The sequence below is a fragment of the Burkholderia sp. MSMB617WGS genome (assembly GCF_001532025.2).
Taxonomy (GTDB): Bacteria; Pseudomonadota; Gammaproteobacteria; order Burkholderiales; family Burkholderiaceae; genus Burkholderia; species Burkholderia savannae.
Map to the genome: position 1 here is coordinate 60,958 of NZ_CP013457.1, position 26,870 is coordinate 87,827.

General features: G+C 68.2%; 27 protein-coding genes. 5 read left to right on the forward strand and 22 right to left on the reverse strand.

The genetic code is table 11. From position 1 onward, the window contains the following. Window positions 1–242 precede the first annotated feature (242 nt). The 9 genes from fliR to WT60_RS00325 form a co-directional block, all read right to left on the reverse strand. Window positions 243–1,025 (reverse strand): flagellar biosynthetic protein FliR, encoded by a 783-nt coding sequence (fliR, locus tag WT60_RS00285; RefSeq protein ID WP_059645273.1) that lies wholly within the window; start codon window positions 1,023–1,025, stop codon window positions 243–245. A gap of 119 nt (window positions 1,026–1,144) precedes the next feature. Further along, a complete protein-coding gene (gene fliQ, locus WT60_RS00290) occupies window positions 1,145–1,417 on the reverse strand; it encodes a flagellar biosynthesis protein FliQ (protein ID WP_009901928.1) in 273 nt (90 codons plus the stop codon). 25 nt (window positions 1,418–1,442) lie between these two features. Then, window positions 1,443–2,204: a flagellar type III secretion system pore protein FliP gene (gene fliP, locus WT60_RS00295; RefSeq protein WP_038750225.1), complete on the reverse strand. Its 762-nt coding sequence runs from the start codon at window positions 2,202–2,204 to the stop codon at window positions 1,443–1,445. Between the two features lie 70 nt (window positions 2,205–2,274). After that, a complete protein-coding gene (fliO, locus tag WT60_RS00300) occupies window positions 2,275–2,946 on the reverse strand; it encodes a flagellar biosynthetic protein FliO (RefSeq protein WP_038750028.1) in 672 nt (223 codons plus the stop codon). Further along, the gene (fliN, locus tag WT60_RS00305) at window positions 2,943–3,440 is read right to left on the reverse strand and encodes a flagellar motor switch protein FliN (protein WP_060356250.1); all 498 of its coding nucleotides are present in this window, start codon (window positions 3,438–3,440) and stop codon (window positions 2,943–2,945) included. The genes fliO and fliN overlap by 4 nt, the downstream gene beginning before the upstream one ends. Continuing rightward, window positions 3,433–4,431: a flagellar motor switch protein FliM gene (gene fliM, locus WT60_RS00310; RefSeq protein ID WP_038750033.1), complete on the reverse strand. Its 999-nt coding sequence runs from the start codon at window positions 4,429–4,431 to the stop codon at window positions 3,433–3,435. The genes fliN and fliM overlap by 8 nt, the downstream gene beginning before the upstream one ends. Window positions 4,432–4,453: 22 nt before the next feature. Next, the gene (fliL, locus tag WT60_RS00315; RefSeq protein WP_038750036.1) at window positions 4,454–4,954 is read right to left on the reverse strand and encodes a flagellar basal body-associated protein FliL; all 501 of its coding nucleotides are present in this window, start codon (window positions 4,952–4,954) and stop codon (window positions 4,454–4,456) included. Between the two features lie 726 nt (window positions 4,955–5,680). After that, complete coding sequence (locus WT60_RS00320) at window positions 5,681–6,403, reverse strand: LrgB family protein (RefSeq protein WP_038750039.1); 723 nt, start codon at window positions 6,401–6,403, stop codon at window positions 5,681–5,683. A 59-nt stretch (window positions 6,404–6,462) separates the two neighbouring features. Next, a complete protein-coding gene (locus WT60_RS00325) occupies window positions 6,463–6,930 on the reverse strand; it encodes a CidA/LrgA family protein (protein WP_059577873.1) in 468 nt (155 codons plus the stop codon). A 140-nt stretch (window positions 6,931–7,070) separates the two neighbouring features. Here WT60_RS00325 and WT60_RS00330 point away from each other — a divergent pair, with 140 nt between their 5' ends. After that, window positions 7,071–7,994, forward strand: coding sequence for a LysR family transcriptional regulator (locus tag WT60_RS00330; RefSeq protein WP_038750044.1), 924 nt, complete (start codon window positions 7,071–7,073; stop codon window positions 7,992–7,994). Window positions 7,995–8,199: 205 nt separating this feature from the next. Here the strand turns inward: WT60_RS00330 and WT60_RS00335 are convergent, their stop codons facing one another. Beyond that, complete coding sequence (locus tag WT60_RS00335; RefSeq protein WP_059577876.1) at window positions 8,200–9,762, reverse strand: DHA2 family efflux MFS transporter permease subunit; 1,563 nt, start codon at window positions 9,760–9,762, stop codon at window positions 8,200–8,202. Between the two features lie 147 nt (window positions 9,763–9,909). Then, window positions 9,910–10,410, reverse strand: a complete 501-nt coding sequence (locus WT60_RS00340; protein WP_060356271.1) for a MarR family transcriptional regulator — start codon at window positions 10,408–10,410, stop codon at window positions 9,910–9,912. A 198-nt stretch (window positions 10,411–10,608) separates the two neighbouring features. Between WT60_RS00340 and WT60_RS00345 the strand changes: the two genes are divergently transcribed. From WT60_RS00345 to WT60_RS00355, 3 genes are all read left to right on the forward strand, one after another. After that, window positions 10,609–10,890 (forward strand): hypothetical protein, encoded by a 282-nt coding sequence (locus WT60_RS00345; protein ID WP_038750046.1) that lies wholly within the window; start codon window positions 10,609–10,611, stop codon window positions 10,888–10,890. 206 nt (window positions 10,891–11,096) lie between these two features. Then, window positions 11,097–12,758 carry an efflux transporter outer membrane subunit gene (locus WT60_RS00350; RefSeq protein ID WP_059671022.1) on the forward strand — a complete coding sequence of 554 codons (1,662 nt, stop codon included), beginning with the start codon at window positions 11,097–11,099 and terminating at the stop codon, window positions 12,756–12,758. A gap of 72 nt (window positions 12,759–12,830) precedes the next feature. Next, window positions 12,831–13,034, forward strand: a complete 204-nt coding sequence (locus WT60_RS00355) for a hypothetical protein (RefSeq protein ID WP_145986704.1) — start codon at window positions 12,831–12,833, stop codon at window positions 13,032–13,034. Between the two features lie 225 nt (window positions 13,035–13,259). Here WT60_RS00355 and WT60_RS00365 read toward each other — a convergent pair whose 3' ends face one another. From WT60_RS00365 to gspG, 8 genes are all read right to left on the reverse strand, one after another. Further along, on the reverse strand, window positions 13,260–14,051 hold the full coding sequence (locus tag WT60_RS00365; protein WP_038750057.1) for a type II secretion system protein N: 792 nt from the start codon (window positions 14,049–14,051) through the stop codon (window positions 13,260–13,262). 41 nt (window positions 14,052–14,092) lie between these two features. Then, window positions 14,093–14,596, reverse strand: a complete 504-nt coding sequence (locus tag WT60_RS00370; protein ID WP_038750234.1) for a type II secretion system protein M — start codon at window positions 14,594–14,596, stop codon at window positions 14,093–14,095. Then, a complete protein-coding gene (gene gspL / locus WT60_RS00375) occupies window positions 14,593–16,002 on the reverse strand; it encodes a type II secretion system protein GspL (protein WP_059577888.1) in 1,410 nt (469 codons plus the stop codon). The genes WT60_RS00370 and gspL overlap by 4 nt, the downstream gene beginning before the upstream one ends. Window positions 16,003–16,026: 24 nt before the next feature. After that, the gene (gene gspK / locus WT60_RS00380) at window positions 16,027–17,130 is read right to left on the reverse strand and encodes a type II secretion system minor pseudopilin GspK (RefSeq protein WP_082717621.1); all 1,104 of its coding nucleotides are present in this window, start codon (window positions 17,128–17,130) and stop codon (window positions 16,027–16,029) included. Between the two features lie 148 nt (window positions 17,131–17,278). Then, window positions 17,279–17,995: a prepilin-type N-terminal cleavage/methylation domain-containing protein gene (locus tag WT60_RS00385; RefSeq protein ID WP_060356251.1), complete on the reverse strand. Its 717-nt coding sequence runs from the start codon at window positions 17,993–17,995 to the stop codon at window positions 17,279–17,281. Next, window positions 17,973–18,383, reverse strand: a complete 411-nt coding sequence (gene gspI, locus WT60_RS00390) for a type II secretion system minor pseudopilin GspI (RefSeq protein ID WP_059578128.1) — start codon at window positions 18,381–18,383, stop codon at window positions 17,973–17,975. The genes WT60_RS00385 and gspI overlap by 23 nt, the downstream gene beginning before the upstream one ends. Before the next feature lie 2 nt (window positions 18,384–18,385). After that, window positions 18,386–19,048: a GspH/FimT family pseudopilin gene (locus WT60_RS00395; protein WP_082759430.1), complete on the reverse strand. Its 663-nt coding sequence runs from the start codon at window positions 19,046–19,048 to the stop codon at window positions 18,386–18,388. A gap of 42 nt (window positions 19,049–19,090) precedes the next feature. After that, window positions 19,091–19,543 (reverse strand): type II secretion system major pseudopilin GspG, encoded by a 453-nt coding sequence (gene gspG, locus WT60_RS00400; protein WP_038750069.1) that lies wholly within the window; start codon window positions 19,541–19,543, stop codon window positions 19,091–19,093. Between the two features lie 158 nt (window positions 19,544–19,701). Between gspG and WT60_RS00410 the strand changes: the two genes are divergently transcribed. Beyond that, window positions 19,702–20,112, forward strand: a complete 411-nt coding sequence (locus WT60_RS00410) for a general secretion pathway protein GspC (RefSeq protein WP_038750072.1) — start codon at window positions 19,702–19,704, stop codon at window positions 20,110–20,112. 73 nt (window positions 20,113–20,185) lie between these two features. Here the strand turns inward: WT60_RS00410 and gspF are convergent, their stop codons facing one another. From gspF to gspD, 3 genes are read right to left on the reverse strand one after another with little or no spacing between them, the layout of a single operon-like run. Further along, a complete protein-coding gene (gene gspF / locus WT60_RS00415) occupies window positions 20,186–21,403 on the reverse strand; it encodes a type II secretion system inner membrane protein GspF (RefSeq protein ID WP_038750074.1) in 1,218 nt (405 codons plus the stop codon). A gap of 4 nt (window positions 21,404–21,407) precedes the next feature. Then, the gene (gene gspE, locus WT60_RS00420; RefSeq protein ID WP_052145111.1) at window positions 21,408–22,901 is read right to left on the reverse strand and encodes a type II secretion system ATPase GspE; all 1,494 of its coding nucleotides are present in this window, start codon (window positions 22,899–22,901) and stop codon (window positions 21,408–21,410) included. Further along, complete coding sequence (gspD, locus tag WT60_RS00425) at window positions 22,898–25,165, reverse strand: type II secretion system secretin GspD (RefSeq protein WP_038750077.1); 2,268 nt, start codon at window positions 25,163–25,165, stop codon at window positions 22,898–22,900. Before gspD ends, gspE begins: the two co-directional genes overlap by 4 nt. Window positions 25,166–26,870: the final 1,705 nt, after the last annotated feature.

Here is a 26,870-nt window from a genome sequence, read left to right on the forward strand (position 1 = left end):
CGGGAAATGGCGCACGGGTGGTCGAACGCTCAGGCGCGATCGCGGTCGCCCAAGGCTCACGCGAAAACAAGGAAAGAAGCGAAGCCGGCATCGAAACGGCAGCCGGCCGCCGGCGGCCGGCAATCGCCGCTCGACAACCGCCTGCGGTCGATCCGGCCGCATCGAGCGCCTTCGCGTTCGTCCGCGGCGACGCCTTCACCGGCGCGCCGCCGGCCCGCACGCGGGCGCCATCCGCGCACCGCTCAATGCAGCCCCGCCGCGACGCGCCCGACGAGGTCGACGCCCGTGTCGAACAAGCGCCCGACGAACGGAATCAGGTTCGGCGCCATCAGCTGCACGAGCAGCAGGCCGACGAGCATCGTCACCGGAAAGCCGACCTGGAAGATCCCGATCTGCGGCGCCGCACGGTTCAGGATGCCGAGCGCGAGGTTCGCGATCAGGAGCGCCGCGACCACGGGCAGCGCGAGCAAAAGCCCCATTTCGAAGATCGCCGCGCCGAACGCGACGAGCGTCTGCCAGCCGGCCGCGCGCAGCAAGTCGGCCGAGATCGGCACGAGCCGGAACGAATCGACGAGCGCGGCGAACACCTGCAGATGCCCGTCGAACGCGAGAAACGCGAGCACCGCGACCGCATTCAGGAAGCGCCCCATCACGGGCGTCGCGCCGCTCGAGTGCGGATCGAAGAACGTCGCGAACCCGAGCCCCATCGACAGGCCGATGATGTCGCCCGCCGCCTCGATCGCGGCGAACACGATCTGCATCGTGAAGCCGAGCGCCGCGCCGATCAGGAACTGATTGACGATGATCCACACGCCCTGCGCGGAAAACACGGTGGCGACAGGCATCGGCGGCAGCGTCGGCGCGATGACGAGCGCCATGAAGCCCGCGAGCCCGATCTTCACGCGCACCGGCGTCGCGCGGTGGCCCGTCACGGGCGCGGTCGCGACGAGCGCGAGCATCCGCACGAACGGCCACAGGAAGGCCGTGAGCCAGCCGTTTAGTTGCGCGTAGGTGACGGAGAACATCGGTCGACGGTAAAAAGGGGCGAGCGGAAAAAAACCGATGAATCGGACGGATCGGTCGAATCAGAAGAATCGGACGCGGCGAACGAACCGAACCGGACAACACGCTCGGGCGGGCGGCGTCAGCCCGCGCCGAGCGTCGCGACGCGCAGCAGGATCTCGCGCAGGTAATCGAGCATCGTCGACAGCATCCACGGCCCGGCGATCACCATCGTCGCCGCGACCGCGAGCAGCTTCGGAATGAACGACAGCGTCGCCTCGTTGATCTGCGTCGCGGCCTGGAACAGGCTGACGACGAGGCCGACCGCGAGCGCGACGAGCAGAAGAGGCGCGGCGAGCAGCAGGCCGATGTACATCGCCTGATGCGCGAGCGTCATCACGTTTTCGGGGGTCATCTCGATTCTCCTCGGTCGACCGAGCCTAGGTGAAGCTCTGCGCGAGCGATCCGATCAGCAGCTGCCAGCCGTCGACGAGCACGAACAGCATCAGCTTGAACGGCAGCGACACCGTCGCGGGCGACACCATCATCATCCCCATCGACATCAGCACGCTCGCGACGACCATGTCGATGATGAGGAACGGGATGAAGATCGTGAAGCCGATCTGGAAGCCCGTCTTCAGCTCGCTCGTGACGAACGCGGGCACGAGGAGCGACAGCGGCACGTCCTCCGGCCCCCGCATCGGCGCGGCCTTCGAGATCTTCGCGAACAGCGCGAGATCGGTCTCGCGCGTCTGCTTCAGCATGAACGCCTTGAAGGGCGCGGTGCCGCGCTGCACCGCCTGGTCCATTTGCAGCGTGCCTTCGGAGAACGGCTTGTACGCGTCGGCGTAAGCGCGGTCGAGCACGGGCGACATCACGAACAGCGTGAGGAACAGCGCGAGGCCGACGAGCACCTGGTTCGGCGGCGTCGACGCGGTGCCGATTGCCTGCCGCAGCAGCGACAGCACGATGATGATCCGCGTGAAGCTCGTCATCATCAGCAGCATCGCCGGCAGGAACGACAGCATCGTGAGCAGCAGCATCGTCTGCACGCTCAGCGAGTAGGTCGTGCCGCCGTTCGGGCCCGGGGCCGAGTTGAACGCCGGCAGGCCAGCCGCCTGCGCGCACGCGAGCGCGGGCGCGAGGCCGATGGCGAGCGCGGGCAGCCAGCGCACGGCGCCGCGCGGGCACGTGGTCTTCATCGAATGACTGTCGGAATGGGCGCGCGCGGCGGATTGCGCGGGCGGCGCGACGAAGCGAAGGCGCGGCATCTCAGCGATCCTTGCCGCCGTCGCGCTTGAAGCGCTTCGCGGCTTCGCCGAGCATCGCGTCGCGAAAGCGCGCGCCGAAGGAAGCGCCCTCGGGATACTGGCCGAGCGCGACGGAGCGGGCCGCGCCGTCCGGCGCGCCGGGCGCACGGGGCAGGCCGTCGCCCGCGGGCATGCCGACGGGCGCGCCGACCACGCCCGCCGAGCCGGCGGGCAGCGCATGCAGCAGGCGCACGTTGCCGGGCGCGACGCCGAGCACGAGCCAGGTGTCGCCGATCTCGACGACGGTCGCGCTTTCCTTGCCGCCGACGGCAACGCTCGCGACCACCTTGAGCGCGCCGCCGCGGCGCGACGGCTGGAAGCCGAAGCGCCGCGCGAGCCACGCGCAGCCGAACACGAGGCCGATCACCACCGCGAGCCCGACGAACGTCTGCAGCACCGCGCCGACGCCGAGCGACGGCGCGGCCGAGCCGACGACGACGCCCGACGCGAGCGAAGCCGCGTGATTCACCGCGTTCATGTCGGCGGCCGATGCGGGCAGCGCCGCCGCGCCGATCGAAAACGCGGCGAAACCGGCGAGCGCGCGCCGCACGCCGCGCGGCGCCGCCGCGAACGCTCGCGCGGCGCGCACGGCCGGCCGGCGCGGCGAAACGAGCGGCGCGATGCGCGATTTCATCGGTTCAGCTTCCGGATGCGCTCGGACGGCGTGATGATGTCGGTGAGCCGGATGCCGAACTTGTCGTTGACGACGACCACTTCGCCCTGCGCGATCAGGCAGCCGTTGACGAGCACGTCCATCGGCTCGCCGGCGAGCCCGTCGAGCTCGACGACCGAGCCCTGCGCGAGCTGCAGCAGGTTGCGGATCGCGATCTTCGTGCGCCCGAGCTCGACCGTCATCTTGACCGGGATGTCGAGAATCAGGTCGATGTCGTTGTGCGTCGAGCTCGCCGCGGCCTTCGACAGCGGCCGGAACACGCCGGCCCCCGTCGCGCCCGCCTCGATCGGCTGCTGGTTCTGCTCCGCGAGCGCGGCCGCCCAGTCGTCCAGCGCGGCCTCTTCCCGCTGCGCGCCGGCGGCCGGCTTGCCGGACACGGCCACGCTCATCGCGGCATCCGCGAACGCCTGTTCGTCGATGCCTTCGGCCTCGGGGGTCGAATTCAACTCAGTCATATCCACCTTCCTTCATCGTGTCGCTTGCGCTGATCATCTTCTGCACGCGCAACGCGTACTGGCCATTGAAAATGCCGTACCCGCACTCGATCACCGGCACGCCGTCGACCTTCGCGGTGATCGTGTCCGCGATGTCGAGCGGCAGCACGTCGCCCGCGCGCAGGTTGAGAATCTTCTCGAACGTCGTCGGGACCTCGGCGAGATCCGCGACCAGCTCCACTTCCGCCGACTGCACCTGCTGCGACAGCACGCGCACCCAGCGGCGGTCGACCTCGAGCGCCTCGCCCTGGATCGGCGAGGAAAGCACGTCGCGAATCGGCTCGATCATCGAGTAAGGCATGCAGATGTGCAGCGTGCCGCCCGTCGGCCCGAACTCGATCGAGAATTGCGTGACGATCACGATCTCGTTCGGTGTCGCGACATTCGCGAACTGCGTGTGCATCTCCGAGCGCACGAACTCGAACTGCAGCGGCCGCACGCTCTTCCACGAGGTCGCATAGTGCTCGAACACGAGATTGAGCAGCTTGCCGATGATCCGCTGCTCGGTCGCCGTGAAGTCGCGGCCCTCGACGCGCGTGTGAAAGCGCCCGTCGCCGCCGAACAGGTTGTCGACGACGAAGAACACGAGGTTCGGATCGAACACGAACAGCGACGTGCCGCGCAGCGGCTTCACGTGCACGAGGTTCAGATTGGTCGGAATCGGCAGGTTGCGGGTGAACTCGCTGTACTTCTGCACCTTCACCTGGCTCACGGAGATCTCCGCCGTGCGCCGCATGAAGTTGAAGATGCCGATGCGCAACAGGCGCGCGAAGCGGTCATTGATGATCTCGAGGCCGGGCATCCGGCCGCGGACGATCCGCTCCTGCGTCGCGATGTTGTACGGGCGAATGCCGGACGCTTCGGTCGGTTCGTCGGCCGAGTCGTCTTCACCCGTGACGCCCTTGAGGAGTGCATCGACCTCCTCTTGGGACATGAATTCTTCGTGGCCCATGCGCGCTCCTTCGCCGGCGGCGTTATTGGACGACGAACTCGGTGAACAGCACGTCGTCGATGCGCGCGCTGCGGTTGCCCGGCTGAGTCGGCTGCTCGATCAGCGTCTTCAGTTCGTCGGCGAGCGCGCGCTTGCCTTCGAGCGTCGCGAGCTGCTCGGGATGCTTGTTCGACAGCGCGAGCAGGATGCGGCTGCGCAGCTCCGGCATGTGCTGGGTCAGGTATTCCTGCGCCTTCGAGTCGGTCAGCTTCAGCGACAGGCCGACGCGCAGGTAGTGCTGGATGCCGTCGTCCGACTGCAGGTTCACGGTGAGCGGATCGAGCGCGAAGAACACGGGCACGGCGAGCGGCGGGGGCGCGCTCGGCGCCGAGCCGCGCACGCCTTCCTTCAGCAGCACGAAGTACGTGCCGCCCGCGGCGGCGGCGGCGGCGACGAGCCCGAGCAGCAGGAAAAGGACGAGACGCTTGAGCTTGCCGGACGAGGCCGGTTTGTCGACGGTCGGGTTTGCGGTCGTGGTAGCCATGGCGTGCTTGCGAGAAGACTCTAAGTAGCCTGCATTGTTCGGCATCCGGCTCGCGCGCGATGGGCGGAATAGAGGGGGGAATTGCGGCTATCTCAGGCGTTTGTTCGTCGGCCGGCCCGGCGCGGCGGGGCGCGATCGGGCCGAAAGGGCGCGGCGGGCGGGGGTGGCGTGGACGACGAAAGCCGCTGCCGGACCGGGCTGCGCGGGCGAGAAAAAGAAAAAACGAGCCGATGCGGCCGGGGCGCACAGGCCGAACCAGCCCGGCCGGCCAAAGCTGCGGCGCGGATGCGCGAGAGCCCCGATTGGGCCGAACGAGCGGGCGGGCGGGGCGAAAAGGAAGGAAAAGCAGCCGATGCGGGCGAAAAATTCCGGCGAAACGGACTTGGCCGGCCGAGGCAACCGCGTAAATGACACGGACGAACGCAAGCCCGCGCCGGCGAGCCGTGCGAAAGAACTCGCCGATGCGCGGGGAAAGGGCTCGAGCAGGCCGCGGCCGGGCGCGTCGCGGGTCTCCGGCAGACGCCAGCGCGGAAAAGTGCAGGAAAGCGGTATCCGAAGCGCGGCACCGACGAGGAGAACGAGCCGGCCCGACGTCCGTCGGGCAGCGATCCGCTTTCGCCAACCGCCATTTGCCGATCGCCAATCGCCGATCGCCGATCGCCGATCAGCGGCGCTGAATCGCCGAACCGCCGATCGCGCGCCGCACCACCGCACCGGCCCGGCGCGTCAGATCGGCAGCAGCGTCAGCAGCGGCGCGATCAGTACCATCGCGACGCCCGCGATCATCATCGTGAGGCTCGACACGACGCCTTCCTCACTGCCGATCTCGCGCGCCTTCGCGGTGCCCACCGCATGCGCGGCCGCGCCGAACAGCGCGCCGCGCGCGAGCCGCGAGCGCAGCGGGACGAGCGCGAGCACGAACTCGCCGACGAGCATCCCGCAGATCCCGGTCGCGATCACGAAAAGCGCGGTCAGGTCGCGCGGCGCGTGGATCTTGTCGGACACGGCGAGCGCGAACGGCGTCGATACCGAGCGCGTGACGAGGCTGCGCTGCAGCTCGGGCGACAGGTGCAGCAGCTTCGACAGCAGCAGCGATCCGCAGATCGCGACCGCGATCCCCACGACGACGCCCACCGACAGCGAGAACCAGTGGCGCTTCATCAGCGCGCGGTATTCGTAAATCGGCACGGCGAACGCGATCGTCGCCGGGCCGAGCAGCCACATCAGCCAGCGCGTGTCGTGAAAATAGACCGCGTACGGAATGCCCGTCAGCGCGACGAACGCGACGAGCACGGCCGGCACGAGCACGAGCGGCGAGAAAAACAGCGTCTTGCGGTGCGCGTAGAGCCGCTTCGACGCGAAATAGAGCGCGATCGTCAGCGCGAAGCAGCCGGCGGAAATCGCGGTGCTCGCGGGCGCGGCGAGGAACGAGGGGTCGGGCGTCGTCATGATGCTGTCGATGGAACCGGTGCCAGAAGAGGAGGGCGTGAAACGGCCGAGCGGCGGCGTCAGGCCCGTGCGCGGCGGCGGCCGGCGCGCACGCGCATCACCGCGATGCGTCGCTCGAAACCCGCAGCGAAGTCGACGGCGATCGCGACCGAGAACATCACGAAGGCGGTGCCCGCGACGACGACGAGCGCGAGCCGCCAGCCGTCCGCCCTGAAGAGCCCGCCGTACTGAACCGCCGCGACGGTCGCCGGAATGAAGAAGAGCAGCATGTCGGACAGCAGCCAGTTCGCGCCGTCCTTCACCCAGCCGGGCGCGACTCGGCCGGACAGCAGCAGCGCGAGCAGCACCGCGAGGCCGACCACGCCGGACGGCACCGGCACGCCGAGCGCGCACACCGCCCAGTCGACCGCCGCCCACAGCGCGCCGAGCGCGGCCGTCTGCAGCACGATGCGCGCCGCGCGGCCGCCGCGCGCGGGCGGCACGGCCGGCCGGGTTGCGGCCGTCGCCGCCGTCGAGATTCGGGTCATGAGATGCCTCGCGAAATGCCTTGCTTTACAGAATGGAGGCAGTATAGGATTCACGCGTTCATAAATAAAATGACTTGGTTCTATAAAAATCATTCCGTTTAGGAATCTTCACCGATTCGCTCACTGAACAGGAGGCGCCGATGGAGCTGCGCGCGTTGCGTTATTTCGTCGAGGTCGTCAGGCAGCAGAGCTTCACCGCCGCGGCCGAGCAGATGCACGTCACGCAACCGACGATCAGCAAGATGGTGAAGTCCCTCGAAGACGAAATCGGCTCGCCGCTCCTGCTGCGCGACGGCCGCCAGATGGTGCTGACGGACGCCGGCCGGATCGTCTACCAGCGCGGCCAGGACGTGCTCGCCGCGCAGGCGCAGCTGCAGGCCGAGCTGAACGATCTCGGCACGCTCGGGCGCGGCGAGCTGACGATCGGCATTCCGCCGCTCGGCGGCTCTCTGTTCACGCAGGCGATCGCCGCGTTCAAGCAGCGCTACCCGAAAATCGAGCTGAAACTGTTCGAGCAGGGCGCGCGGATGATCGAAGAGGCGCTCGTCGCGGGCGAGCTGGAGCTGGGCGGGGTGCTCGAGCCTGTCGATCCGGCCGTATTCGACGTGCTGCCGATGATGCGCGCGCCGCTGTGGCTAGTCGCGCCGCACGGCTCGCGCTGGGACGCCGCCGAAACCGTGCCGCTCGCCGACCTCGCCGACGAGCCGTTCGTGTTCTACGCGGAAAGCCTCGCGTTGCACGACGCGGTGCTCGACGCGTGCCGGAAAGTCGGCTTCGCGCCGCAGATCGTGAGCCGCAGCGGCCACTGGGATTTCATGGCGGCGCTCGTGCACGCGGGCGTCGGCATCGCGCTGCTGCCGCAGCCTTATTGCCGGCGGCTCGACACCGCGCAGTTCACGTGCCGGCCGATCGTCGAGCCGGAGATCACGTGGGCGGTCGCGATCGGCTGGCTCAAGAAGGGTTATCTGTCGCACGCGGCGCGCGCGTGGCTCGACGTCGCGCGCGAGACGGGCCCCGTGGCCGCGGGCGACGACCTCGCGTTCGGCAGCCTGCGCGCGCGTTAAGCGCGGCGCCCCGGCGAACGGGGCGCTCGCTCGCGGCGGCGATCCGGCCTGCCCGGACTATTCACCATCCGGACCATCGAGCCTATCGCATCGCGCGGCCCCGGTCGTCAAGCCGCCGCCTCCGGCGCGCAGCGGCGCATGGGCTCGCGCCGTCGCACACGAACCGCCCGCGATGCGCTGCGCATGACGCGCCGGCCGCCGCCGCTCAATGCCCCATCGCGGGCCCGGCCCCCTTCTTCGGCTTCGTCACCCACACGAGCGCCGCGAGCGCGACGAACGCGAGCGCCGAAATGTGGAAGAAGTCGTTGGTCGCCATCATGAAGCCCTGCTGCGTGACGATCTGGTTGATCTGCGCGGCCGATACGTCGCCCGTGATGCCGAGCTGCGCGAGCGCGCCCTGGTAATCGAGCGTGTTCTGCGCGTAGACGTTCACCGATTCCGCGAGGCGCGCGTGGTGATAGATCGCGTCGTTTTCCCAGAACGTCGAGCTGACCGCGGTGCCGATCGCGCCCGACAGCGTGCGCAGGAAGTTCGACAGCCCCGACGCGCTCGCGAGCCGCTCGTCGGAGACGCTGGAGAGCGTGATCGTCGTCATCGGCACGAAGAAGCACGCGACGCCGATCCCCTGCACGAGCCGCGGCAGGATCACGTGATTGAACGGCACGTCGAGCGTAAACGTCGAATTCCAGATCGACACGACGGCGAACACGACGAACGCGAAGCTCGCGACCATCCGCAGATCGAGCCGGTGCATGTTGCGGCCGATCAACGGCGACAACACGAGCGCGAGGAAGCCGACGGGCGCGGTCGCGAGGCCGGCCAGGCCCGCCGTGTAGCCCATCACGGTCTGCAGCCACAGCGGAAAGATCACGACCGAGCCGAAGAACGCCATGAAGCCGAACGAGATGATCATCGCGCCGAGCGCGAAGTTGCGGTCCTTGAAGAGCGACAGATCGACGACGGGCTCCTTCTCCGTCGATTCCCAGACGAGCATGAACGCGAGCGACACGACGGCGATCAGCGCGAGCGCGGTGATGAACGTCGAATTGAACCAGTCGCGGTCCTTGCCGAGGTCGAGCATCATCTGCAGGCACGACACGCCGATCACGAGGAGCGCGAGCCCGATCGCGTCGATCCGCTGCTTCGTCGTCTTCGTCTCGCGGCCGCGCAGCAGGAAGAATGCGCACACGGCGGAGAACACGCCGATCGGCAGGTTGATGTAGAAGATCCACGGCCACGTGTAGTTGTCGGTGATCCAGCCGCCCATCACCGGGCCGAAGATCGGCGCGACGATCACCGTCATCGCCCATAGGCCGAGCGCGAGCCCGCGCTTCGCGGGCGGATAGCTGCGCATCAGGATCGTCTGCGACAGCGGCACCATCGGGCCGGACACGAGGCCCTGCAACAGCCGGAACGCGATCAGCGATTCGAAATTCTCGGCGAGGCCGCAAAGCGCGGACGCGATCGTGAACGCGAGCACCGACAGCGTGAAGAGCCGCACCTCGCCCACCCGCCGCGCGAGCCAGCCGGTCAGCGGCACCGCGATCGCGGACGCGACCGAATACGACGAGATCACCCAGGTGCCTTCGCTCGTCGCGACGCCGAGGCTGCCGGAAATCGTCGGCACCGCGACGTTCGCGATCGATGTGTCGAGCACCTCCATGAACGTGCCGAGCGCGAGCCCGACCGTCAGCAGCGCGAGCACGCCCCCCGACAACGGCGCCGGTTCGGCGGAAGGGGAAGCGGAAGCGGGGGCCGTCACAGCCATGCATGTCTCCTACGGGGCGACCGTTGCCCCGACATCCTTTTGTTCGTCGACATCGACTGACAGTAAGTGACTTGTCAGCTTCTGCCCAGACAGATAAATGTGCGGCGGACGGGCCGCAATCCGGTGCTCATCCAAGGTCGTTCCCGGTCAGCCGTCGTTCGGCAGCGATTCGACGATCGCCGCGCACGCGGTATCGGCCGCGCCCGGCGAATTCGCGATGAAGCGCCGCAGCAGGTCGGTCAGGAGCGCGAGCTCGTCGGCCGAAAAACCCTCGAGCTGCGCGTTCAGCTCGGTCGCGATCAGGCCGGGCAGCGCCTTCGCCGCGTGCGCGCCGCGCTCGGTCAGCGCGAGCTCGATCACCCGGCGGTCCGATTCGCTGCGCGCGCGCACGACGAAGCCCTTCTTCTCGAGCCGGTCGAGCATTCGCGTCATCGAGCCGCTGTCGTACGACATCTTGCGCGACAGCTCGAACGGCGTGCGCGCGAAGCCGCGCGCGAGCAGCAGGATCACGCCGATCTGCTGCGCGGTCAGGTCGAGCGGGCCGAGCGCGCGGTCCAGCCGCTCGACGAGCGCCTGCCGCGCCTTCGTCAGGTAGTAGCCGAGGCTCGATTCGAGCTCGATGTGCTCGGGGTCGTAAAGGCTGCTCATCGTCGGGCTGTCCGGTCGGTTGCACGAGCCGCAACAGTGCATTCCAGGAAAAACGCCGCCAGTATCTTGAATATTTATTGCATAGTCAATATTATTTCAGTCAATGAGTTACGCGCTTAATGCGCCGCCAGAGACAATGTTCTGACCGCTTTGCCCACGCAGCCGCATCCGTTCGGCGTGCGTCCCGAGGATTTCCCCATGCCGTTGCTGAAAACCGCCGCCGGCGCGCTGCGCCGCAACCTGTCCGACACCGCCCGCCACACGCTTTCCGGCCCGCATCGCGGCTGGAAGATCGCGCTGTACGCCGTGCTGCTGATCGTACCGGGCGGCTCGCTCGCGGCGCTCGGGTTCGCGTGGCTCGATCAGCGGCGGCAACGCGCGGCGCGCGCCGGCGGCGGCCGGGCCGCGTCGGCTCAGGAAACTTCGGCGCCGCAGCTATGCCTCGCCGCCCCGCATGGCGATCCCGTCCGCTGCCCGTGAAACGCGGCCGCCGCGCCGCATCGGTGCGTAACGCGCGGTAAACAGCCGCCCCGCGCCGGTAACACATCCGGCCCCGTCCGCGCTTTAACCTAACGTCTGCGCATTCCCGCATCCGTCAGTTACCATTTCGGCCACGCCGTCGGCGTTTCGGCCGCATCGCCCGCTCGCCCGGTCCACCGGCGGCCGCCTCGACAGGAATCCAGAACATGTCGCAAGTCCCACACCCGCGCGCGCCACGCGCGCTGAGCGCCGCCGTCGCCGTTGCGGCCGCCGCGCTGCTCGCCGGCTGCGCGGTCGGGCCCGACTATCACCGTCCCGACGCGGCGATTCCCGCCGCGTACAAGGAAGCGCCACCCGGCTGGAAGGCCGCGCAGCCGGCCGACCGCGCGGACCGCGGCCCATGGTGGGCGATCTACGACGATCCGCAGCTCAACGCGCTGATCGACAAGCTCAATGCGTCGAACCAGACCGTCGCGCAATACGCGGCCGCGTACCGGCAGGCGCGCGCGCTCGTCGCCGAGGCGCGCGCGTCGTACTTCCCGACGCTCGGCCTCACCGCGAGCGAATCGCGCGCGTCGAGCGCGTTGTCCTCGGGCAGCACGGCATCGCGCAGCACGGCGCGCACGATCGGCAACACGTACAACGTCGGCCTCGACGCGTCATGGGAGCCGGACCTGTGGGGCAAGGTAAGCCGCACGGTGGGCGCGCAGAAGGCCGGCGAGGCGGCGGCGGCGGCCGATCTCGCGAACGCGCGGCTGTCCGCGCAGGCGACGCTCGCGCAGACCTACTTCCAGCTGCGCGCCGCCGACGCGACGCAAAAGCTGCTCGACGACACCGTCGCGTCGTACCAGAAATCGCTGCAACTCACGCAAAACCAGTACGCGCAGGGCGTCGCCGCGCGCTCGGACGTGATCCAGGCGCAAACGCAGCTGCAATCGGCGCAGGCTTCCGCGATCGATAACGGGATCGCGCGCGCGCAGTACGAGCACGCGATCGCGACGCTCGTCGGCGAGCCGGCGTCGACGTTCTCGCTGCCGCCGATGCCGCTCACGGCCGAGCCGCCCTCGATGCCGATCGACGTGCCGTCGGCGATCCTCGAGCGGCGGCCTGACGTCGCCGCCGCCGAGCGGCGCGCGGCCGCCGCGAACGAGCAGATCGGCGTCGCGATCGCCGCGTTCTTCCCGACGCTCACGCTGTCGGCGTCGGGCGGCTTCCAGAGCTCGGTGTGGTCGCAGCTCTTCACGCTGCCGGCGCGCTTCTGGTCGGTCGGCCCGCAGCTCGCCGCGACGCTGTTCGACGCGGGCCTGCGCGCCGCGCAGACCGAAGCCGCGCGCGCGACCTACGATCAGGACGTCGCCTCGTACCGGGCCGCGGTGCTGTCCGCGTTCCAGGACGTCGAGGACAACCTCGCGTCGCAGCGGATACTCGAGCAGGAAATCGTCGTGCAGCGGCAGGCGGTCGAGTCCGCGCAGCACGCGCTCGACATCACGCTCAATCAGTACAAGGCGGGCACGGTCGCCTACCTGAACGTGCTGACCGCGCAGACGACCGCGTTCAGCGCGCAGCAGAAGCTCTCGACGATTTCCGGGCAGCGGATGGTGTCGTCGGTCGGGCTCGTGAAGGCGCTGGGCGGAGGCTGGGACGTCGCGCAGATCGCGCGCGAGACGGGCGGCGTGCAGGCGCCCGCGCCGGTGCCGGCTTCCGCGCCGGCCGCAGCGGCGGCGCCGGCGGCTCAGACCGCTCAGGTGACTCAGGTGACTCAGGCGGCTGCAGCGCCCGCGGCGACGGCCCGGTCGACGGCAGCGGTTGCGACGGACGCCGCCGACGCGCCCGTCGTCCGGGCGACGACGACGGCTGCGCAGCAATAATCCGGATGGCGGCTGCGGGCGGGCGCATCGTCCGCTCGCCGGCATGATCGTGCCCGGTGCTCCGTGCCCCGTGTGGTGGAAGACCGGGCGGAGCAGCGGGCGGAAAACGGCTATCGGCGGCGCAACGATCGCCTCTGCGAGCCGTCGAACGTCCGCTGCAAGCTCGATGGCATGACGCCGATGAAGATAAGGATGCCGCCCGGCGATGCCGGCGGGCAGCGCCACGGTCCGGTCGTGTCGATTGCCGGTGGCAAAAACGGCACGAAACCGGAATGAGCCGGTTCAGATCAGACGATCGACGGCCGTCTCTTCACGGCCGCGTTCGCCTCGCGACGAAGCCGCGAAGCTTCGAAACCGCACATGCCGGGCCGCCGCGCGAACGGCCCACGGCCCGATCTCGGCCAACGCCGCCGTTCGCGTCGCCGCCTCGCCGGTGCTTGCGGCGTCCCCAAGCGCGCCCCGGCGCAACGCCGCGCGGCCGAACACGCGGCGCGCTTTGCGTCAGCGCGCCGCGTCGCCGTAGATCAACGACACCGCACCGCCGCCGATCGGATGGCCGAGCAGGTTCAGAAGCCCCGCAAGGTTGTCGCGCTGCTCCGGCGCGGCGCTCGCGGTGCCGCGAAACGACGTGCCCGTCGCGCCGAAATTCCCTTGCCCCGACAGCATCAGCGGCCCCTTCGACGTCGACAGATCGAGCGTCGAGTTCACGCCGCGCGCCTCGAGCACCGCCCGGTACGAGCCGAGCGGCTTCACGCGCGACACGCGCGAGCTCATGTCCGCGATCGTCACGGTCAACTGGCCGAACGCATCCTTGCCGAAGAGCCGCCAGTCGGTCCAGTCGATCCGCATGTCGCCCTGCAGGTCGAGCGTGTTGAACGGCGCGCCGAGGCCCGCGAGCAGCGACGCCGGCACCGCCATCGAACCCGCCGACAGCATCGCGCCGCGCAGCGTCGCGTCGAGCGTGACGCCGTCGGGCATCGCGTCGGTCTGGCGCAGCCGCATCCGCACGCGCCCGGTGAAGAGCGGCCAGAACTGCGTGCGCCATTCCACGCGGCCGGGCAACAGCGTCGACGCGCTGCGGTCCGCGCCGGGCGCGAGCAGGAGCGTCGCCGAGCCGCGCCAGAGCGAGCCCTCCGGATCGACGAGATTGACGTGGCCGCCTGTCGCGCGCGCGAATTTCGGCGTGACCCACGACGCGGGCAGCAGCGCGACGAGCGTGACGAAAATCGCCGCGCCGCCGACGGCGCCCCACGGCACGAAGCGCCGGATGCGCATCGGCCAGGTCATCGGCATCCGGATTCCCCGTGGTCCGCTAAATCGAACATCGATGTCGCTCACTTGACCGACGCCGGCTGCAGCACGGCCGTCAGGTCAACTTGGCCGTCCTCCTTCAGCGCGCTCACGTGCGCTTCGACGACCTGCGCCTTGAACTGGCGGCGCACGTCGTCGAGCCACTGCGTCCACGCGGGGAACGACGCGTTCTTCAACTGGATCTGCACGCCGCCGCCGACCACCTGCGGCGGCGCGGCGGCAAGCCCGTGGTCGGACAGCGACGCGGCGAGCGCGTCCTTGAGCGCGACGCCAGTGGGCGCGACGCCCTGCGCGGCGGCCGCGAGCGAGCGCGCCTCGTTCGCCTGCGCGGTCATCTCCGCGAGCTCGTGGCGCATCGTCGGCAACTGGCGCTGGATCTGCGCCCGGCCTTCCTGCGCGGGCGACCACAGCACCGAATACGCGATCGCGATCGCGAGCACCGCGCCGCCCCAGCCGAGCAGCAGCTTCTCGCGCACGGTGCGGGCCTCCCAGAACTGGGTCAGCGCTTCGTTCAACTCCTCTTTCATGACCGGCTCCGAATGGTCCACTTGCCCGTGCTGCTGTCGATCTCGCCCGCGAGGCCGTTACGCGCGAGGCGCTGCGCGAAGTCGGGGTCGACCTTGGTCCCGGGCTTGAAGCCGACGTCGAGCCGGCGATCGTGATAGTCGAGCGACGCGATGCCGTTCGGCGGCAGCGGCCCGAGCGAGCGTGCGAGGCCGCTCGCGAGCGACAGGAAATCGTTCGGCGACAGTTCGCCCGCCGCGATCCGCAGCCGGTCGAGCTGGCGCGCCATCTGCGCGGCGGGATCGAGCACCGTCGTCGTCTTCGGGAACGCCGACAGCAGCGTCTCGGTGATCTGCGCGGACAGCGCGTCACGTTCGCGCGCGAGCTTCCACCAGTGCGCATTCGCGCCGATCACCGCGGCGACGAGCGTCGCCGCCGCGAGCGCGAGCGGCACGCGCACGCGCATGAACGTCGCGCGGTCGAAACGCCATGGCGCGAATTCGAATTCGAACTGGCAAAGGTCGAAGCGGGCGTCGAGCGCGCGGCGCACGAGCGCGTCGAACGGCCAGATCGCGGCGCCCGGCAGCAGGCGCTTGTCGTCGAGCGGCCGCACCGACGCGAGCTGCGGCTCAGCGCCCGGCTCGCCGAGCTCGTAGAGCTCGAGCGGCGTGCCGTTCGCGAGCGCCTCGAGCGTCAGCGCCGCGGTCGACACCGGCGCGGCGAAGCCCTCGCCAAGCGCGCCGCGTGCGAGCGCGAGCTCGACGCGCGGCGCGGCGGCCGTCTCCGGCAGCAACGCCGCCGATTCCTCGGCGAGCGACGGCGCGCTCGCCGTCACGGCGAGGCCGAGCGCAACCGCGACGATCGGCTCGGCGGGCTTCGCGGCGTCCGCCGGCGCGCCGGCGGACGCTTGATGCCCCGCCTCGCGCCCCGCTTGCAGCTCGTGCGCGACCTCGGCTTCGGCGTCGACCTCGGCCGCTTCGTGCCGCGTCGGCAGCGGCAGGCAGCGCGTGACGGGCACCGCGCGCAGATGGCGGTGCCCCGCCGCGGTGAACGCTTCGGCGATGAACTTGAACCACGCGCGATCGATCACCGCGAGCACACGGCGCCCGCCGTCGAGCGCCGCCGGGTCGACCGCGATGTGGCAGCCCTGCGGGTCCTGGATCAGCTGATCCTCGATGATATTCGGCAGCGCCTGCTTGAGCCTCGGCCCCTTCAGGGGCGGCACCGCCTGCTCGAGCATCAGCAGGTCGCGCGCGGCGACGACGAGCACCGTCGTCGCCGCCTGCGGCAGCAGCGCGAGCGTCGCGCGGCCCGCACGCTGCGTGTGGCCGCTCTTGTCGACGAGCGCGAACGGCAGCTCGGGCCATTGCCATTCCTGCAACGGCACGGCCGGCTCGCGCGGCGGCAATAGGACAATCAACGTGCTCAAGAGCTCCTCTCCCGAATGGCGTTGTTATAGCTGATCGCGAATGCGTACGATCCGCGTCGAGTGCGTGGTCGGATCACGATACACGAGCGACGTGCGATCGACGACTGCCCGGTCGTGCTCGATCCGGCCATGCACGATGAAATAGCTGGACGTGACGTCGATCTGGCTCGAATCGAGGCTCACGTTCGGCGCGCCGGAGCCGCGCAACGCGAGCGTCACGTCGCCGACGTTGCGGAAAAACACGGTCTCGCGGCGCGACACGAGCGCCTGCGCGGACGACACGGACATCCCCGGCACGAGCGCCGCGATCACTTCGGCGGGCGCGGTGTTCAGGTTGACGGGCGTGACCGTCGGCAGCACGGTGACGAACGGGCGCAACCGCTCGACCATTTCCGGCGTGAAGCCTTCGACGTCGAGCAGCGAATCGACGCTCGTCATCATGAGCGGCGCGGGCCCGCGGCCTTCGCCGCCCGCGATGCCCGGCTCGTCGGTGAAGTTGCCGCCGCCTTCGGTGCCGCCGTCCGGCAGCGGCACGGGCACGCCGCTCGCGGCGCCCGGCAGCTGGGCCACCTGGAAGCGCGTCGCCGATTGCTTGAGCCCCGCGCGCACGTGCCGCGCGACGATCTTCGCGAGCTGCTGGTCGAGCCCGAGCGTCGCGAGCAGGCGCTGGAACGTCTGCACCTGCGCCGCGTTCAATTGCAGCGCGCCGGGCGCGGGCGACGACACGAGATTGCGCAGGTTGAACTTCGCCTGCGCGTCCTCGATCGAGCCCGACAGATAGGTGTCCGAGCCGTCGGCCGCGTCGGTCACGCCCACCCGGCCGAGGAATTCCGACAGCTTCGTTTTCGCGATCGGCACCGCCCAGATCCCGCCGAGATAGGTGATGCCGGGCGCCGTATCGCCTTCGGAGCGCAGCACCATCCGCGTCCAGTCGAGCGCGCCGCGCGCGACCCACTGCGCCTGCGCGAGCAGCCGCTGGTTCTCGATCCGGCGCACCTGCACCTGCTGGCGCCACAACATCCCGGATACGAGGATCGCCGACAGCGCGACGACGAGGAGCGCGTTGATGATCGCGACGCCGCGCTCGCGGTTCGGGCCCGCGCGCAGCGAACGCCGGGGCCCGCACATGCGCGCGCCGGCGCCGCCGTGCGGCACGCTCGGCAAACGCGCCGATGCCGGATGCGCCGGGCTTGACGCGCTCGATGCGCGCGAATCGGGCCGCGCGCGCGAGCGGCGAAGCGAAGCGAGACGAACGAGGAGGGCGGATGCGCGCATGTCACTCCCCGACCAGGAAGATGCGCGTGACCGGCACGCGCAGCGAAGTCGCGCCGATGCTGATCTCGAGCCCCGTCACCGCGCGCGGCGGCGGCGCGTTGCCGAGCATCGGCACCTTGAGCGCGTTGTTGTTCTGCTCGAGCGCGTTGTCGGCGTCGGGCATGCTGGTCGTCCAGCCGACCTTCGGCACGTAGACGCGCGCGTTGATCATGCCGACGCCGCGCATCAGCGGCACCGCGCCCCAGCCTTCGGTATCGCCGCCGCGAATCGCGTCGCGCAGCGCATTGACGTCGCCGATCGGCGGCGACGCGTAGCGCACGACGCGGCCGTTCGAGATCCGGTAGCGCACGACCTGCAGGCGCGGTGCCGCTCCCGGCGCATCGAATTCGCGCACGATCTGCAGCGTGTCGCCCGCGACGCGCACCGCGGGCTCGCCCGCTTCGTCGTCGGTCGCGGCGCGCCGCGCGTCGATGCGCATCTGGTCGAACATCTGCGCGAACACGCGCTCGTCCTCCACCGCGGCCGCCACCTTCTCGCGGCCGCGGATGATCTGGTCGAGCCCGCGCCACGACAGGATCGCGATCACCGCGAGGATCGTGATCGCGATCATCATCTCGATCAGCGTGAAGCCGCGCGCGCCGCGTCGGGACACGCGGCCCGCCTGCCGGGCGTGCTTCGGCCGGCGCGCGCGGCGTTCAGAGCGAGCGGCTGGTTTCATTCGCGACCACCGTAACCATCTGGGCGAGCACGCCGGCGCGGCCGTTCATCGACACCGAGATCGCAACGCGCCGGAACACGGGGTTCGGCGTCGAGCTCACGCGCTGCGTGCAGGTGAGCGCGACGTTGCCCTGCGAGCAGTCGAACGTCTGCGTGCCGATCTCGGGCCACGCGTGCGCGAGGCGCAGTTGCGCGAGCGCGTTGTCCGCGCTCCAGCCGGCGAGCAGCCGCGCGTGGAGATCGGATGCGCCCGTCGCCATCGAGCCGACCGCGCGGATCGACGCCGCGAGCGCGACCGCGATGATCGCGAGCGCGACGAGCACCTCGATCATCGTGAAGCCGCGCGAGCGCGAGCGGAAACGCCGGCGGGGAAGGGCATGGGCGTGCATCGTCAACGCACCTCGTAGCGGCCGTTGCCGGTGCCGACGATCGTCGCGCTGCCGACCGCCGAATAAAGCGTGACGCGCACCGGCACGTCGATGCTTTCGGTGCCGAACACGACGGCGTCGATATGCGTGTCCGAGCCGGGATAGTCGATTGCGGCGCCCGTCACGCCGCCGTCCCAGTCGCGCGCGCGCAGCACGTCGTCGCGCAGCGGACGCCAGCCGTCGCCCGTACGGACGTCGAAGCGAAAGCCGTGATCGGTCGCGCGCCACGCGATCGGACGCGCGCGCACCTGCGCCTCGTCGCCCGCCGTCTCGAACAATAGCGCGACGCGCTGCGCTTCCTCGCGCAGGTCGGTGCGCGGATTGCGCCTGAGCGTCAGCGACGCGACCGACACCAGAATGCCCGCGATCACGAGCACCACGAGCATTTCGAGCAGCGTGAAGCCGCGCGCGCGGCGCGCGAAGGAAGCCTCGTCGGGGCGGCCGAAGCGCGTTCCCTCGGCGCGACCGCGGGAACGCGCCGCGGGCCGCCCGCAAGCGGCTCCCGCCGAACGACCGAGGCCATCCTCTACGGACGGCCCGAATGCGGCCCCTGCTGCGCAACGGCGGGAAGCCCCCGCACGACGCCGCGTGCCGAAAGCGAAAGACGAACCGAGTCGTGCGTACATCGAAAAAGTGCGCGCGTCGCGCGTAAGCGTGGCGTTAGCGGCTTATTGCCACGAGCCGATGTCGGAATCGTTGCCTTCGCCGCCTTCCTTGCCGTCGGCGCCGTAGCTGAACACGTCGATTTCGCCGTGCACGCCGGGGTTCAGATACTTGTACGGGTTGCCCCACGGGTCGTTCGGCATGCGCTCGAGATAGCCGCCGTCCTTCCAGTTGTTCGGAATCGGATCGGTGGACGGCTTCTGGATCAGCGCGTTCAGGCCCTGATCCTGGGTCGGATAGCGGCCGTTGTCGAGGCGGTACAGCTTCAGCGCCTGCATGATCGTGCCGATGTCCTGCTTCGCCGCGATCCGGCGCGCTTCATCGGGACGGCTCATGATCTTCGGCACGATGAGCGCCGCGAGAATGCCGAGAATCGCCACCACGACCATGATCTCGATCAGCGTGAAGCCGCGTTGGCGGCGTGCTGCCTGAGAGCGGCGAGTGATCCACGTTTGCATGAGTGACTACCTCTTCTTCAAAAAAATGAGCGGTGAGTGAGTGACGCGCGCGGCAGCAAGCCGCGCGGCGTGCGCTGCGTGAAGCCGCATTGTAAGGCGCGACTTGCTCCGGGCTTCCACTCAACGCAAATTTCATATTCCTCCGTACAATAACGCGCATGAACGCGCTATCGATCCGGCTCCTATCCCTCGCCCTCTTCGCGGTGCTCTGCGCGACGGCCACCTATTGGGTCGTCACGCTGTCCGCGCATCAGGCTCCGCTACCCGCCGCCGCCGCCCGCACGCCGGTGCGCACGGAAGACGCCGCAGCGCTCTTCGGCGGGCAGCTAACCCGCAATCCGGTGCAGGACATCCACCTGTTCGGCATCCTTGCGCTGCAGCGCGGCGCGGCGGCCATCGTCGGCATCGGCGGCGACGCGCCGCACGCGGTGTCGCTCGGCAGCGAGATCGCGCAAGGCGCGAAGCTCGCCGAGGTGCGCGACCGCTCGATCGTCGTCGAGCGCAACGGCGCGCGCTCCGAGATCTTCCTGCCCGCCAACACGCCGTCTCCCGCGATCTACGTCCGCTGAAAGCGCGGCGCCGCCGGGCGCGCCGCTTCGTTTCCGCCGGCTCGCCGCCACGGCGGGCCGCGCCCGTCGTCCGTCACTGCACCATGTTGTTGAGCTCGATGATGGGCAGCATCACCGCGAGCACGATCACGAGCACGATGCCGCCCATCGCGAGAATCAGCAGCGGCTCCAGCAGGCTCGTCAGGAACATCGTGCGCCGCTCGAGCTCGCGCGATTCGCCTTCGGCCGCGCGGTCGAGCATCGTCGTCACGTCGCCGGTGGCCTCGCCCGAACGAATCAGGTGCACGAGCACGGGCGGAAACGTCTTCACGTTGTTGAGCGCGCGCGACAGCGCGGAGCCCTCGCGCACGCGCACGATCGCGTCCTCGATGTTGCCGCGCATCGCGCGGTTCGACAGCGTCTCGCCCGCCGCCTGCAGCGCGCGCAGGATCGGCACGCCCGCCGCGGTCAGGATGCCGAGCGTGCTCGCGAAGCGCACGGTGTTGTAGCCGCGCACGAGCTTGCCGGCGAGCGGGGCGGTCAGCAGCCAGCGGTCGAACGCGAGGCGCGGGCCGTCGCGCGACAGCGTCGCCTTCACCAGATAGACGACGGCCGCGATCCCGATCAGGATCGCCCACCACCAGTGCCGGACGAAATCGGACAGCGCCATCATCACGATCGTCAACAGCGGCAGTTGTTGTTTCGTGCTCGCGAACACGTTGACGACCTGCGGCACCACATAACTCAGCAGGAACGTGACGATGCCGAACGCGATTACCGTGACGATCGCCGGATACGTGAACGCGAGCAGGATCTTCTGCTTGAGCGCATTGCGCTCTTCGATGTAATCGGCGAGCCGCGACAGCACGATCCCGAGCTTGCCGGTGTGCTCGCCCGCCGCGACGAGCGCGCGGTAGATCTCGGGAAAGTCGCGCGGATGCTGCGCGAGCGCGTTCGCGAGCGAATGGCCGCCGAGCACCTCGGCGCGAATCGCCGCCATCAGCTCGCGGATGTAGTCGCGCTCCGCCTGCTCGGTCAGCACGGCGAGCGCTTCGTCGAGCGGCAGCCCGGCGATGAGCAGGCTCGCGAGCTGGCGCGTGAGGATCGCCTGCTCGCGCTGCGACAGCTTGCGGCCGAGCGCGAGGCGCTGGCTGCGCGCGCCGCGCGTCGCGCTCGCGGCCGGCTCGACGACGAGCGGCGTGAGCCCCTGCGTGCGGAGCTGGCCGCGCGCGTTGCGCGCGCTGTCGGCTTCGATGACGCCTTTCTGCGCGCGCCCCGACGTGTCGATTGCTTCGAAGCGGAAGGCCGGCATGACGCTATGCGCCTCCCGTCACGCGCAGCACTTCCTCGAGCGACGTCGCGCCCGCCGCGAGCCAGCGCTCGGCGTCGTCGCGCAACGTGCGCATTCCGTTCGCGCGGCCGGTCGCGAGAATCTCGGCGTCCGCGGCGTTGCGATGGATCAGCGAGCGGATCGCGTCGTCGACGACGAGCAGCTCGTAGACGCCGCGACGCCCCGTGTAGCCCGAATGCCCGCACTTGTCGCAGCCGACCGGATGCCAGATCGTGCGGCCGTCCTCGTGCCGCTCCTCCTTGCACACCGGGCAGAGCTGGCGCACGAGCCGCTGCGCGAGCACGCCGAGCAGCGACGACGCGAGCAGGTACGGCTCGACGCCCATGTCGGTGAGACGCGTGACGGCCGACGCCGCGTCGTTCGTGTGCAGCGTCGCGAGCACCAGGTGGCCCGTCAGCGACGCCTGCACGGCGATCTGCGCGGTTTCGAGGTCGCGGATTTCGCCGATCATGATGATGTCCGGGTCCTGACGCAGGATCGAGCGCAGCGCGCGCGCGAACGTCATCCCGATGCGCTCGTTCACCTGCGTCTGGCCGATGCCGGCGAGATCGTATTCGATCGGATCTTCGACCGTCATGATGTTGGTCGTCGCGGTCTCGAGGCGCGACATCGACGCGTACAGCGTCGTCGTCTTGCCCGAGCCGGTCGGGCCTGTGACGAGCACGATGCCGTGCGGGCGCGAGATCAGCTTGTCGAACTGGCCGAGCGTGTCGCGGCCCATCCCGAGCGCTTCGAGATTCAGGCGCTGCGCGTCCTTTTCGAGCAGACGCAGCACCGCGCGCTCGCCGTGCCCGGTCGGCAGCGTCGACACCCGCACGTCGACGGGCCGGCCGCCGACGCGCAGCGTGATGCGGCCGTCCTGCGGCAGGCGCTTCTCGGCGATGTCGAGCTGCGCCATGATCTTGATCCGCGAAATGAGCGCGCCGTGCAGCGCCTTCTTCGGGCGCACGACGTCGCGCAGCGTGCCGTCGACTCGAAAGCGCACGACCGACGCGTTCTCGAACGGCTCGATGTGGATATCCGACGCCTGCTCGCGCGCCGCTTGCGTGAGGAGCGCGTTGATCATCCGTATGATCGGCGCGTCGTCTTCGGACTCGAGCAGATCCTCCACCTCGGGGATGTCCTGCATCAGCCGTGACAGGTCGACTTCGCCCTCGACCTCGCCGACGATCTGCGCGGCGCTGCCGTCCTGGCGCGCGTACGCCTGGTTGATCGCCTGCGCGAGCTCGTCGGCCGGCACGCGCCGCAAGGAGATCGCGCCGAAGTTGCGCGCCACCTCGGCGAGCGCGGCCGGGCTCGTGCGCTCGCTGATCCACACTTCGAGCGTGTCCGCGTGCTGGTGCGCGATCAGGATCTGGCCGGCCTTCGCGAAGCCGTACGGCAAGAGCCGCGCGGCGAGCGGCGACGGCGCGTTGCCCGTCGGCTGGTCCTGGATACCTTGCGCGAGCGCCTGCGTCACGGACGGGCTCCCGGCGACGCGGCGCCCATGTCGCTCGCCGCCGCCGGCGCGCTGGCGGGCGCGGGCGGGGCGGCTTGCTGACGCCGCATCTTGTCGATGTCGAACAGGTTCATCGAGGGCGAGCCGCCTTGGCTCGGGCCGAGCGGCATCGGCGGAACGATCGGGTCGTCCTTGTCGCGCATGATGTTGTTGTCCGACTTGTACGCCCCCGTCACGCCCTGGATGTAGTCGTAGCGATTGGACGTCACCGCCTGCGCAGTCTCGCGGTCGGAAATGATCACGGGGCGCAGGAACACCATCAGGTTCGTTTTCTGGCGTTGCTTCGTCTCGGAACGGAACAGTTGGCCAATCCACGGGATGTCGCCCAGCAGCGGCACCTTCTGGTTCGACACCTGGTAGTTGTCCTGCATCAAGCCGCCCAGCACGATGATCTCGCCGTTGTCGGCAAGCACCGTCGACTGAAGCGAGCGCTTGTTGAACGTCGGGCCGGCCGGGTTCGTCGTCGTGTTCGTCGTGCCGCTGACGACCGACGAATCCTCGGTATAGAGCTGCAGCTTGAGAATCCCGCCATCGGTGATCTGCGGCTTCACATGCAGCGTGAGGCCGACGTCGCGACGGTCATACGTGTTGAACGCGGAGTTCGACGTCCCGCTCGTCAAATTCGAGTACGAGCCCGTCGCGATCGGCACGTTCTGGCCCACAACGATCTTCGCTTCCTCGTTGTCGAGCGTGACCAGGTTAGGTGTCGACAGCACGTTCGCATCGCTCACGCCCGCGAAGTACTGTAGCAGCCCGCCGAGCCCCTTGACGCCGAACATGTCGTGCAGCCAGCCGATGTTGAGTCCCGGCGTGAGCGCATTCAGCACGTTAAGCGGGTTCGTCGCGTTGGCCGTCAGATTGGTGATGCTGTTGGCGGCCACACTGCCCGCCGTGCTCGCCAGATTGGTGCCCGCATAGAGGGCATTGTTCGCGACCTGCCACTGAATCCCGAGGTTGCCGGCCGTATTCGAGTTCAGTTCGACGATCAGCGCCTCGATGTAGACCTGAGCGCGGCGCGCATCGAGTTGATCGATGACCGCCCGCAGATTCCGGTACACCGGGTCCGACGCGGTGATGATGAGCGAGTTCGTCGCCGCGTCGGCCTGGATCATGCCGCCCGGCTGGTTCTCGTCGCTCTTGTCCTTGTCGCCGCCGAGGAGGCCGCCCGTGCCTAGACCGCCGCCGCCCATCGTGCCGCCGGTGCCGCCCGACGAGCCCGACGACGACAATCCCGACGGCAGCGGCGGCGTGCCCGAGGTGCCCGTCGAGAAGCTCGAGCCGCTCTGCGAGCCGCCCTGATTGAACGCATTCGCATCGTTCGAGCTCGCCGACGAGCCGCTTTCGCCGCCGCCCTTGCCGAGCATTCCGCGCAACGTCTTCGCGAGCTTCACCGCATCGGCGTTGCGCAGCGGCACGACGTGCATGTTGCCCGGCACGCCGCTCGGCGCGTCGAGCTGCTGCGCGATTTTCTTCGCCGCGGCGAGGCGCTGCGCGTTCGACGCGCGCAAAAGCAGCGCGTTGGTCCGCGGATCGGCCTGCACGGTGACCTTGAGCGTCGCGTCGGTGTTGCCGATCGCGCCCGGATCGAGCAGCTTCGTCAGCTGCGCGGCGATGTCGATCGCGTTCGCGTTCCTGAGCGGCACGACGGCGACCTGCGAGCCCGCCGCGCTGTCGACGCCCGCGATGATCCGCGCGATCCGGCGCACGTTGTCCGCGTAATCGGTGACGACGATCGTGTTGTTGGCCGGATACGCGGTGATCGTGTTGTTCGGCGAGATCAGCGGGCGCAGCACCGGAAGCAGGTTGTTGGCCGATTCATTATGCAGCTCGAACACCTGCGTGACGACCTGGTCGCCGCGCGCCTGCGGCGTGTTGCCGATGTAAGTCGGCACGCCCTGCAGTTTCGCGTCGGCTTCCGGCACGACTTTCAGGACGCCGTGATCCTGGACGAGCGCGAAACCTTGCATCCGAAGCGCGGACTGCAGCGTCTTCAGCGCCTGATCTTCCGGCACGGAGCGTTCGGCGACCAGGTTCAGCTGCCCCTTGACGCGCGGGTCGACGATGATCGTCTTGCCCGTCGCGGCGCCGATCGCCTTCGCGACCTGGTCGATGTCCGCATTGACGAAATTGAGCGTGACCTGAGCGTGAGCGGCCTGCGCGACGACAATTCCGGCGACGACGAGCGCCGTTGCGACGCGCCGCAAAGCAAAGCGAGTTCTTGTCATGGAGTAATGGATCGATGCCGGCGGCGGCCGTGTCCGATGGTATTGCTGAAATTCAATGGCGAAAGCTTGGACATTAACAGCTTTTCATGTCCGAAATATCACATAGAGCCCAGGACCGACTCATTTCCAACACGGATTTCAGTTCGACGTATGCGACATGTAAGCCTTCCCTCACTGGTTCGATTGGAAGCGAAAACGGATTTAATCAATGCCCTGCCGAGCAGCCGGCCCGGCCGAACGGCATGCAAGAACATACATAGCGGTGGCAGCGTGGCTGTCGGTATGATACGGTCGGCGCAAGCGCCTCCGACGGAAAAGCGCGTGCGGGTTTTCCCCAGCCCAATCTTCACTCCCATGCAACTTCCCGGATCGGCGAGCAAAGAGATGAAACAATCATCGACTGCAAGCCACTTGTCCGTTCGTTGCAACACTATCGCACATGGCGTCGGCGCGTGACCAGTAAGAGCCGACACTATTTTCGTACGTGACGCGCATAAGGTTGCGTCACGTGCGACGCCCGGACGTTGTCATTGCGTGTGCTACTAACCGTACATGGCGGGTCCGGCACGACCGAGTAAGACCACAAACTACGCCGCCTGCAAAAAATCTCGCTTGAGCCGCGACACGCCGAAGCAGAAGACGCGTTACGACATCCGCCCGCTCCATTTTGTTACAGCTCGCCAGGCTACGGTATCGTTGGTCCTTTTACCGCAAAACGCAGGGCCATTATGCCCAGAGGGTTGCGGCTCCAGCGCCACTCGAATCCCTCTTTTGAATCCGTCTACCGTTGATTTACCTACTTGAGATATACGCCATATCGCAAGCGATGCGGCACATACCTCCGCAGATTCGCCTTTACTCTCGGACGATCGTTGCCTTGGCCACGCCTGCGCACTCGAAATCCGATGTCCCGTCTACTTCGGGCTGAATAACGAGGATATTCGTTTCCATGCCATTTGGCCGCACCCATCTCGGAAATTGGAATTTGACACCATATATCCTCCGCATCTTGCTTCCCGGTTATTAGTGAATACATCGATATTTCCACCCACCCTATCTACCACGATAACCCTAGAAATCTCAGAGACAATCTTCGCAGAGCTTTCGTTCAAAATATCCTTGCTTCGCCCCATGAATTCAACCCTTCTCCATTTAATTAAAATTCCGCCTTCAGCATAAACAAACATGATCGCGTTTTTCCTCCGCCATCTATCCATGCCACTTCGGTTTCATCACCGCATTTCACTCGTGAACAATTGAGGCGGCAGCCTTGACTGGCGCTGTAAAAAGCCGACTTTCTTGGGCGTTCGAGATCGAAGCGCCATTATTACTTGACCTCAATTTATCGGCATAATTTCGATCAAAATAGAGAGACAATTAGAATTCTCCAACTTAAAAATCTCAGCCTCCTTCAGCCTCGATCATCTTTTCAAAGATAGACTTTTTGCGAATTCCCTACCAATTTCAGCAAGCCACTAAACTCAAGAAGGCTTGGCTTGGCAAGCACGCGTCAATTAATATCCGATAGCTTTCTTCAAGCCACTAATAATGTGATATTGATATCCCATTTTCACATCAAGCGAGATTTAAGAGCATGTACCGGAAAGGCGACGGAAGTTTTTCAACTCGACTCGCAGCCGGAAAGGCGAAGAAGAGGGCGGTTATCCGAACGATCGACATGGCACTGCAACGATCCGCGGGTATG

Coding starts and splice junctions, on each gene's coding strand:
- WT60_RS00320 (WP_038750039.1), bottom strand. CDS start 6,403: ATGACGACGCCCGACCCCTCGTTCCTCGCCGCGCCCGCGAGCACCGCG.
- fliP (WP_038750225.1), bottom strand. CDS start 2,204: ATGAAGACCACGTGCCCGCGCGGCGCCGTGCGCTGGCTGCCCGCGCTC.
- fliO (WP_038750028.1), bottom strand. CDS start 2,946: ATGAAATCGCGCATCGCGCCGCTCGTTTCGCCGCGCCGGCCGGCCGTG.
- WT60_RS00340 (WP_060356271.1), bottom strand. CDS start 10,410: ATGAGCAGCCTTTACGACCCCGAGCACATCGAGCTCGAATCGAGCCTC.
- WT60_RS00365 (WP_038750057.1), bottom strand. CDS start 14,051: ATGCCGATGACCTGGCCGATGCGCATCCGGCGCTTCGTGCCGTGGGGC.
- WT60_RS00395 (WP_082759430.1), bottom strand. CDS start 19,048: ATGTACGCACGACTCGGTTCGTCTTTCGCTTTCGGCACGCGGCGTCGT.
- WT60_RS00330 (WP_038750044.1), top strand. CDS start 7,071: ATGGAGCTGCGCGCGTTGCGTTATTTCGTCGAGGTCGTCAGGCAGCAG.
- WT60_RS00345 (WP_038750046.1), top strand. CDS start 10,609: ATGCCGTTGCTGAAAACCGCCGCCGGCGCGCTGCGCCGCAACCTGTCC.
- WT60_RS00370 (WP_038750234.1), bottom strand. CDS start 14,596: ATGAAAGAGGAGTTGAACGAAGCGCTGACCCAGTTCTGGGAGGCCCGC.
- WT60_RS00350 (WP_059671022.1), top strand. CDS start 11,097: ATGTCGCAAGTCCCACACCCGCGCGCGCCACGCGCGCTGAGCGCCGCC.
- gspI (WP_059578128.1), bottom strand. CDS start 18,383: ATGCACGCCCATGCCCTTCCCCGCCGGCGTTTCCGCTCGCGCTCGCGC.
- fliL (WP_038750036.1), bottom strand. CDS start 4,954: ATGGCTACCACGACCGCAAACCCGACCGTCGACAAACCGGCCTCGTCC.
- WT60_RS00325 (WP_059577873.1), bottom strand. CDS start 6,930: ATGACCCGAATCTCGACGGCGGCGACGGCCGCAACCCGGCCGGCCGTG.
- fliR (WP_059645273.1), bottom strand. CDS start 1,025: ATGTTCTCCGTCACCTACGCGCAACTAAACGGCTGGCTCACGGCCTTC.
- gspD (WP_038750077.1), bottom strand. CDS start 25,165: ATGACAAGAACTCGCTTTGCTTTGCGGCGCGTCGCAACGGCGCTCGTC.
- WT60_RS00335 (WP_059577876.1), bottom strand. CDS start 9,762: ATGGCTGTGACGGCCCCCGCTTCCGCTTCCCCTTCCGCCGAACCGGCG.
- gspK (WP_082717621.1), bottom strand. CDS start 17,130: ATGTGCGGGCCCCGGCGTTCGCTGCGCGCGGGCCCGAACCGCGAGCGC.
- fliM (WP_038750033.1), bottom strand. CDS start 4,431: ATGGGCCACGAAGAATTCATGTCCCAAGAGGAGGTCGATGCACTCCTC.
- fliN (WP_060356250.1), bottom strand. CDS start 3,440: ATGACTGAGTTGAATTCGACCCCCGAGGCCGAAGGCATCGACGAACAG.
- fliQ (WP_009901928.1), bottom strand. CDS start 1,417: ATGACCCCCGAAAACGTGATGACGCTCGCGCATCAGGCGATGTACATC.
- gspF (WP_038750074.1), bottom strand. CDS start 21,403: ATGCCGGCCTTCCGCTTCGAAGCAATCGACACGTCGGGGCGCGCGCAG.
- WT60_RS00410 (WP_038750072.1), top strand. CDS start 19,702: ATGAACGCGCTATCGATCCGGCTCCTATCCCTCGCCCTCTTCGCGGTG.
- WT60_RS00385 (WP_060356251.1), bottom strand. CDS start 17,995: ATGAAACCAGCCGCTCGCTCTGAACGCCGCGCGCGCCGGCCGAAGCAC.
- gspG (WP_038750069.1), bottom strand. CDS start 19,543: ATGCAAACGTGGATCACTCGCCGCTCTCAGGCAGCACGCCGCCAACGC.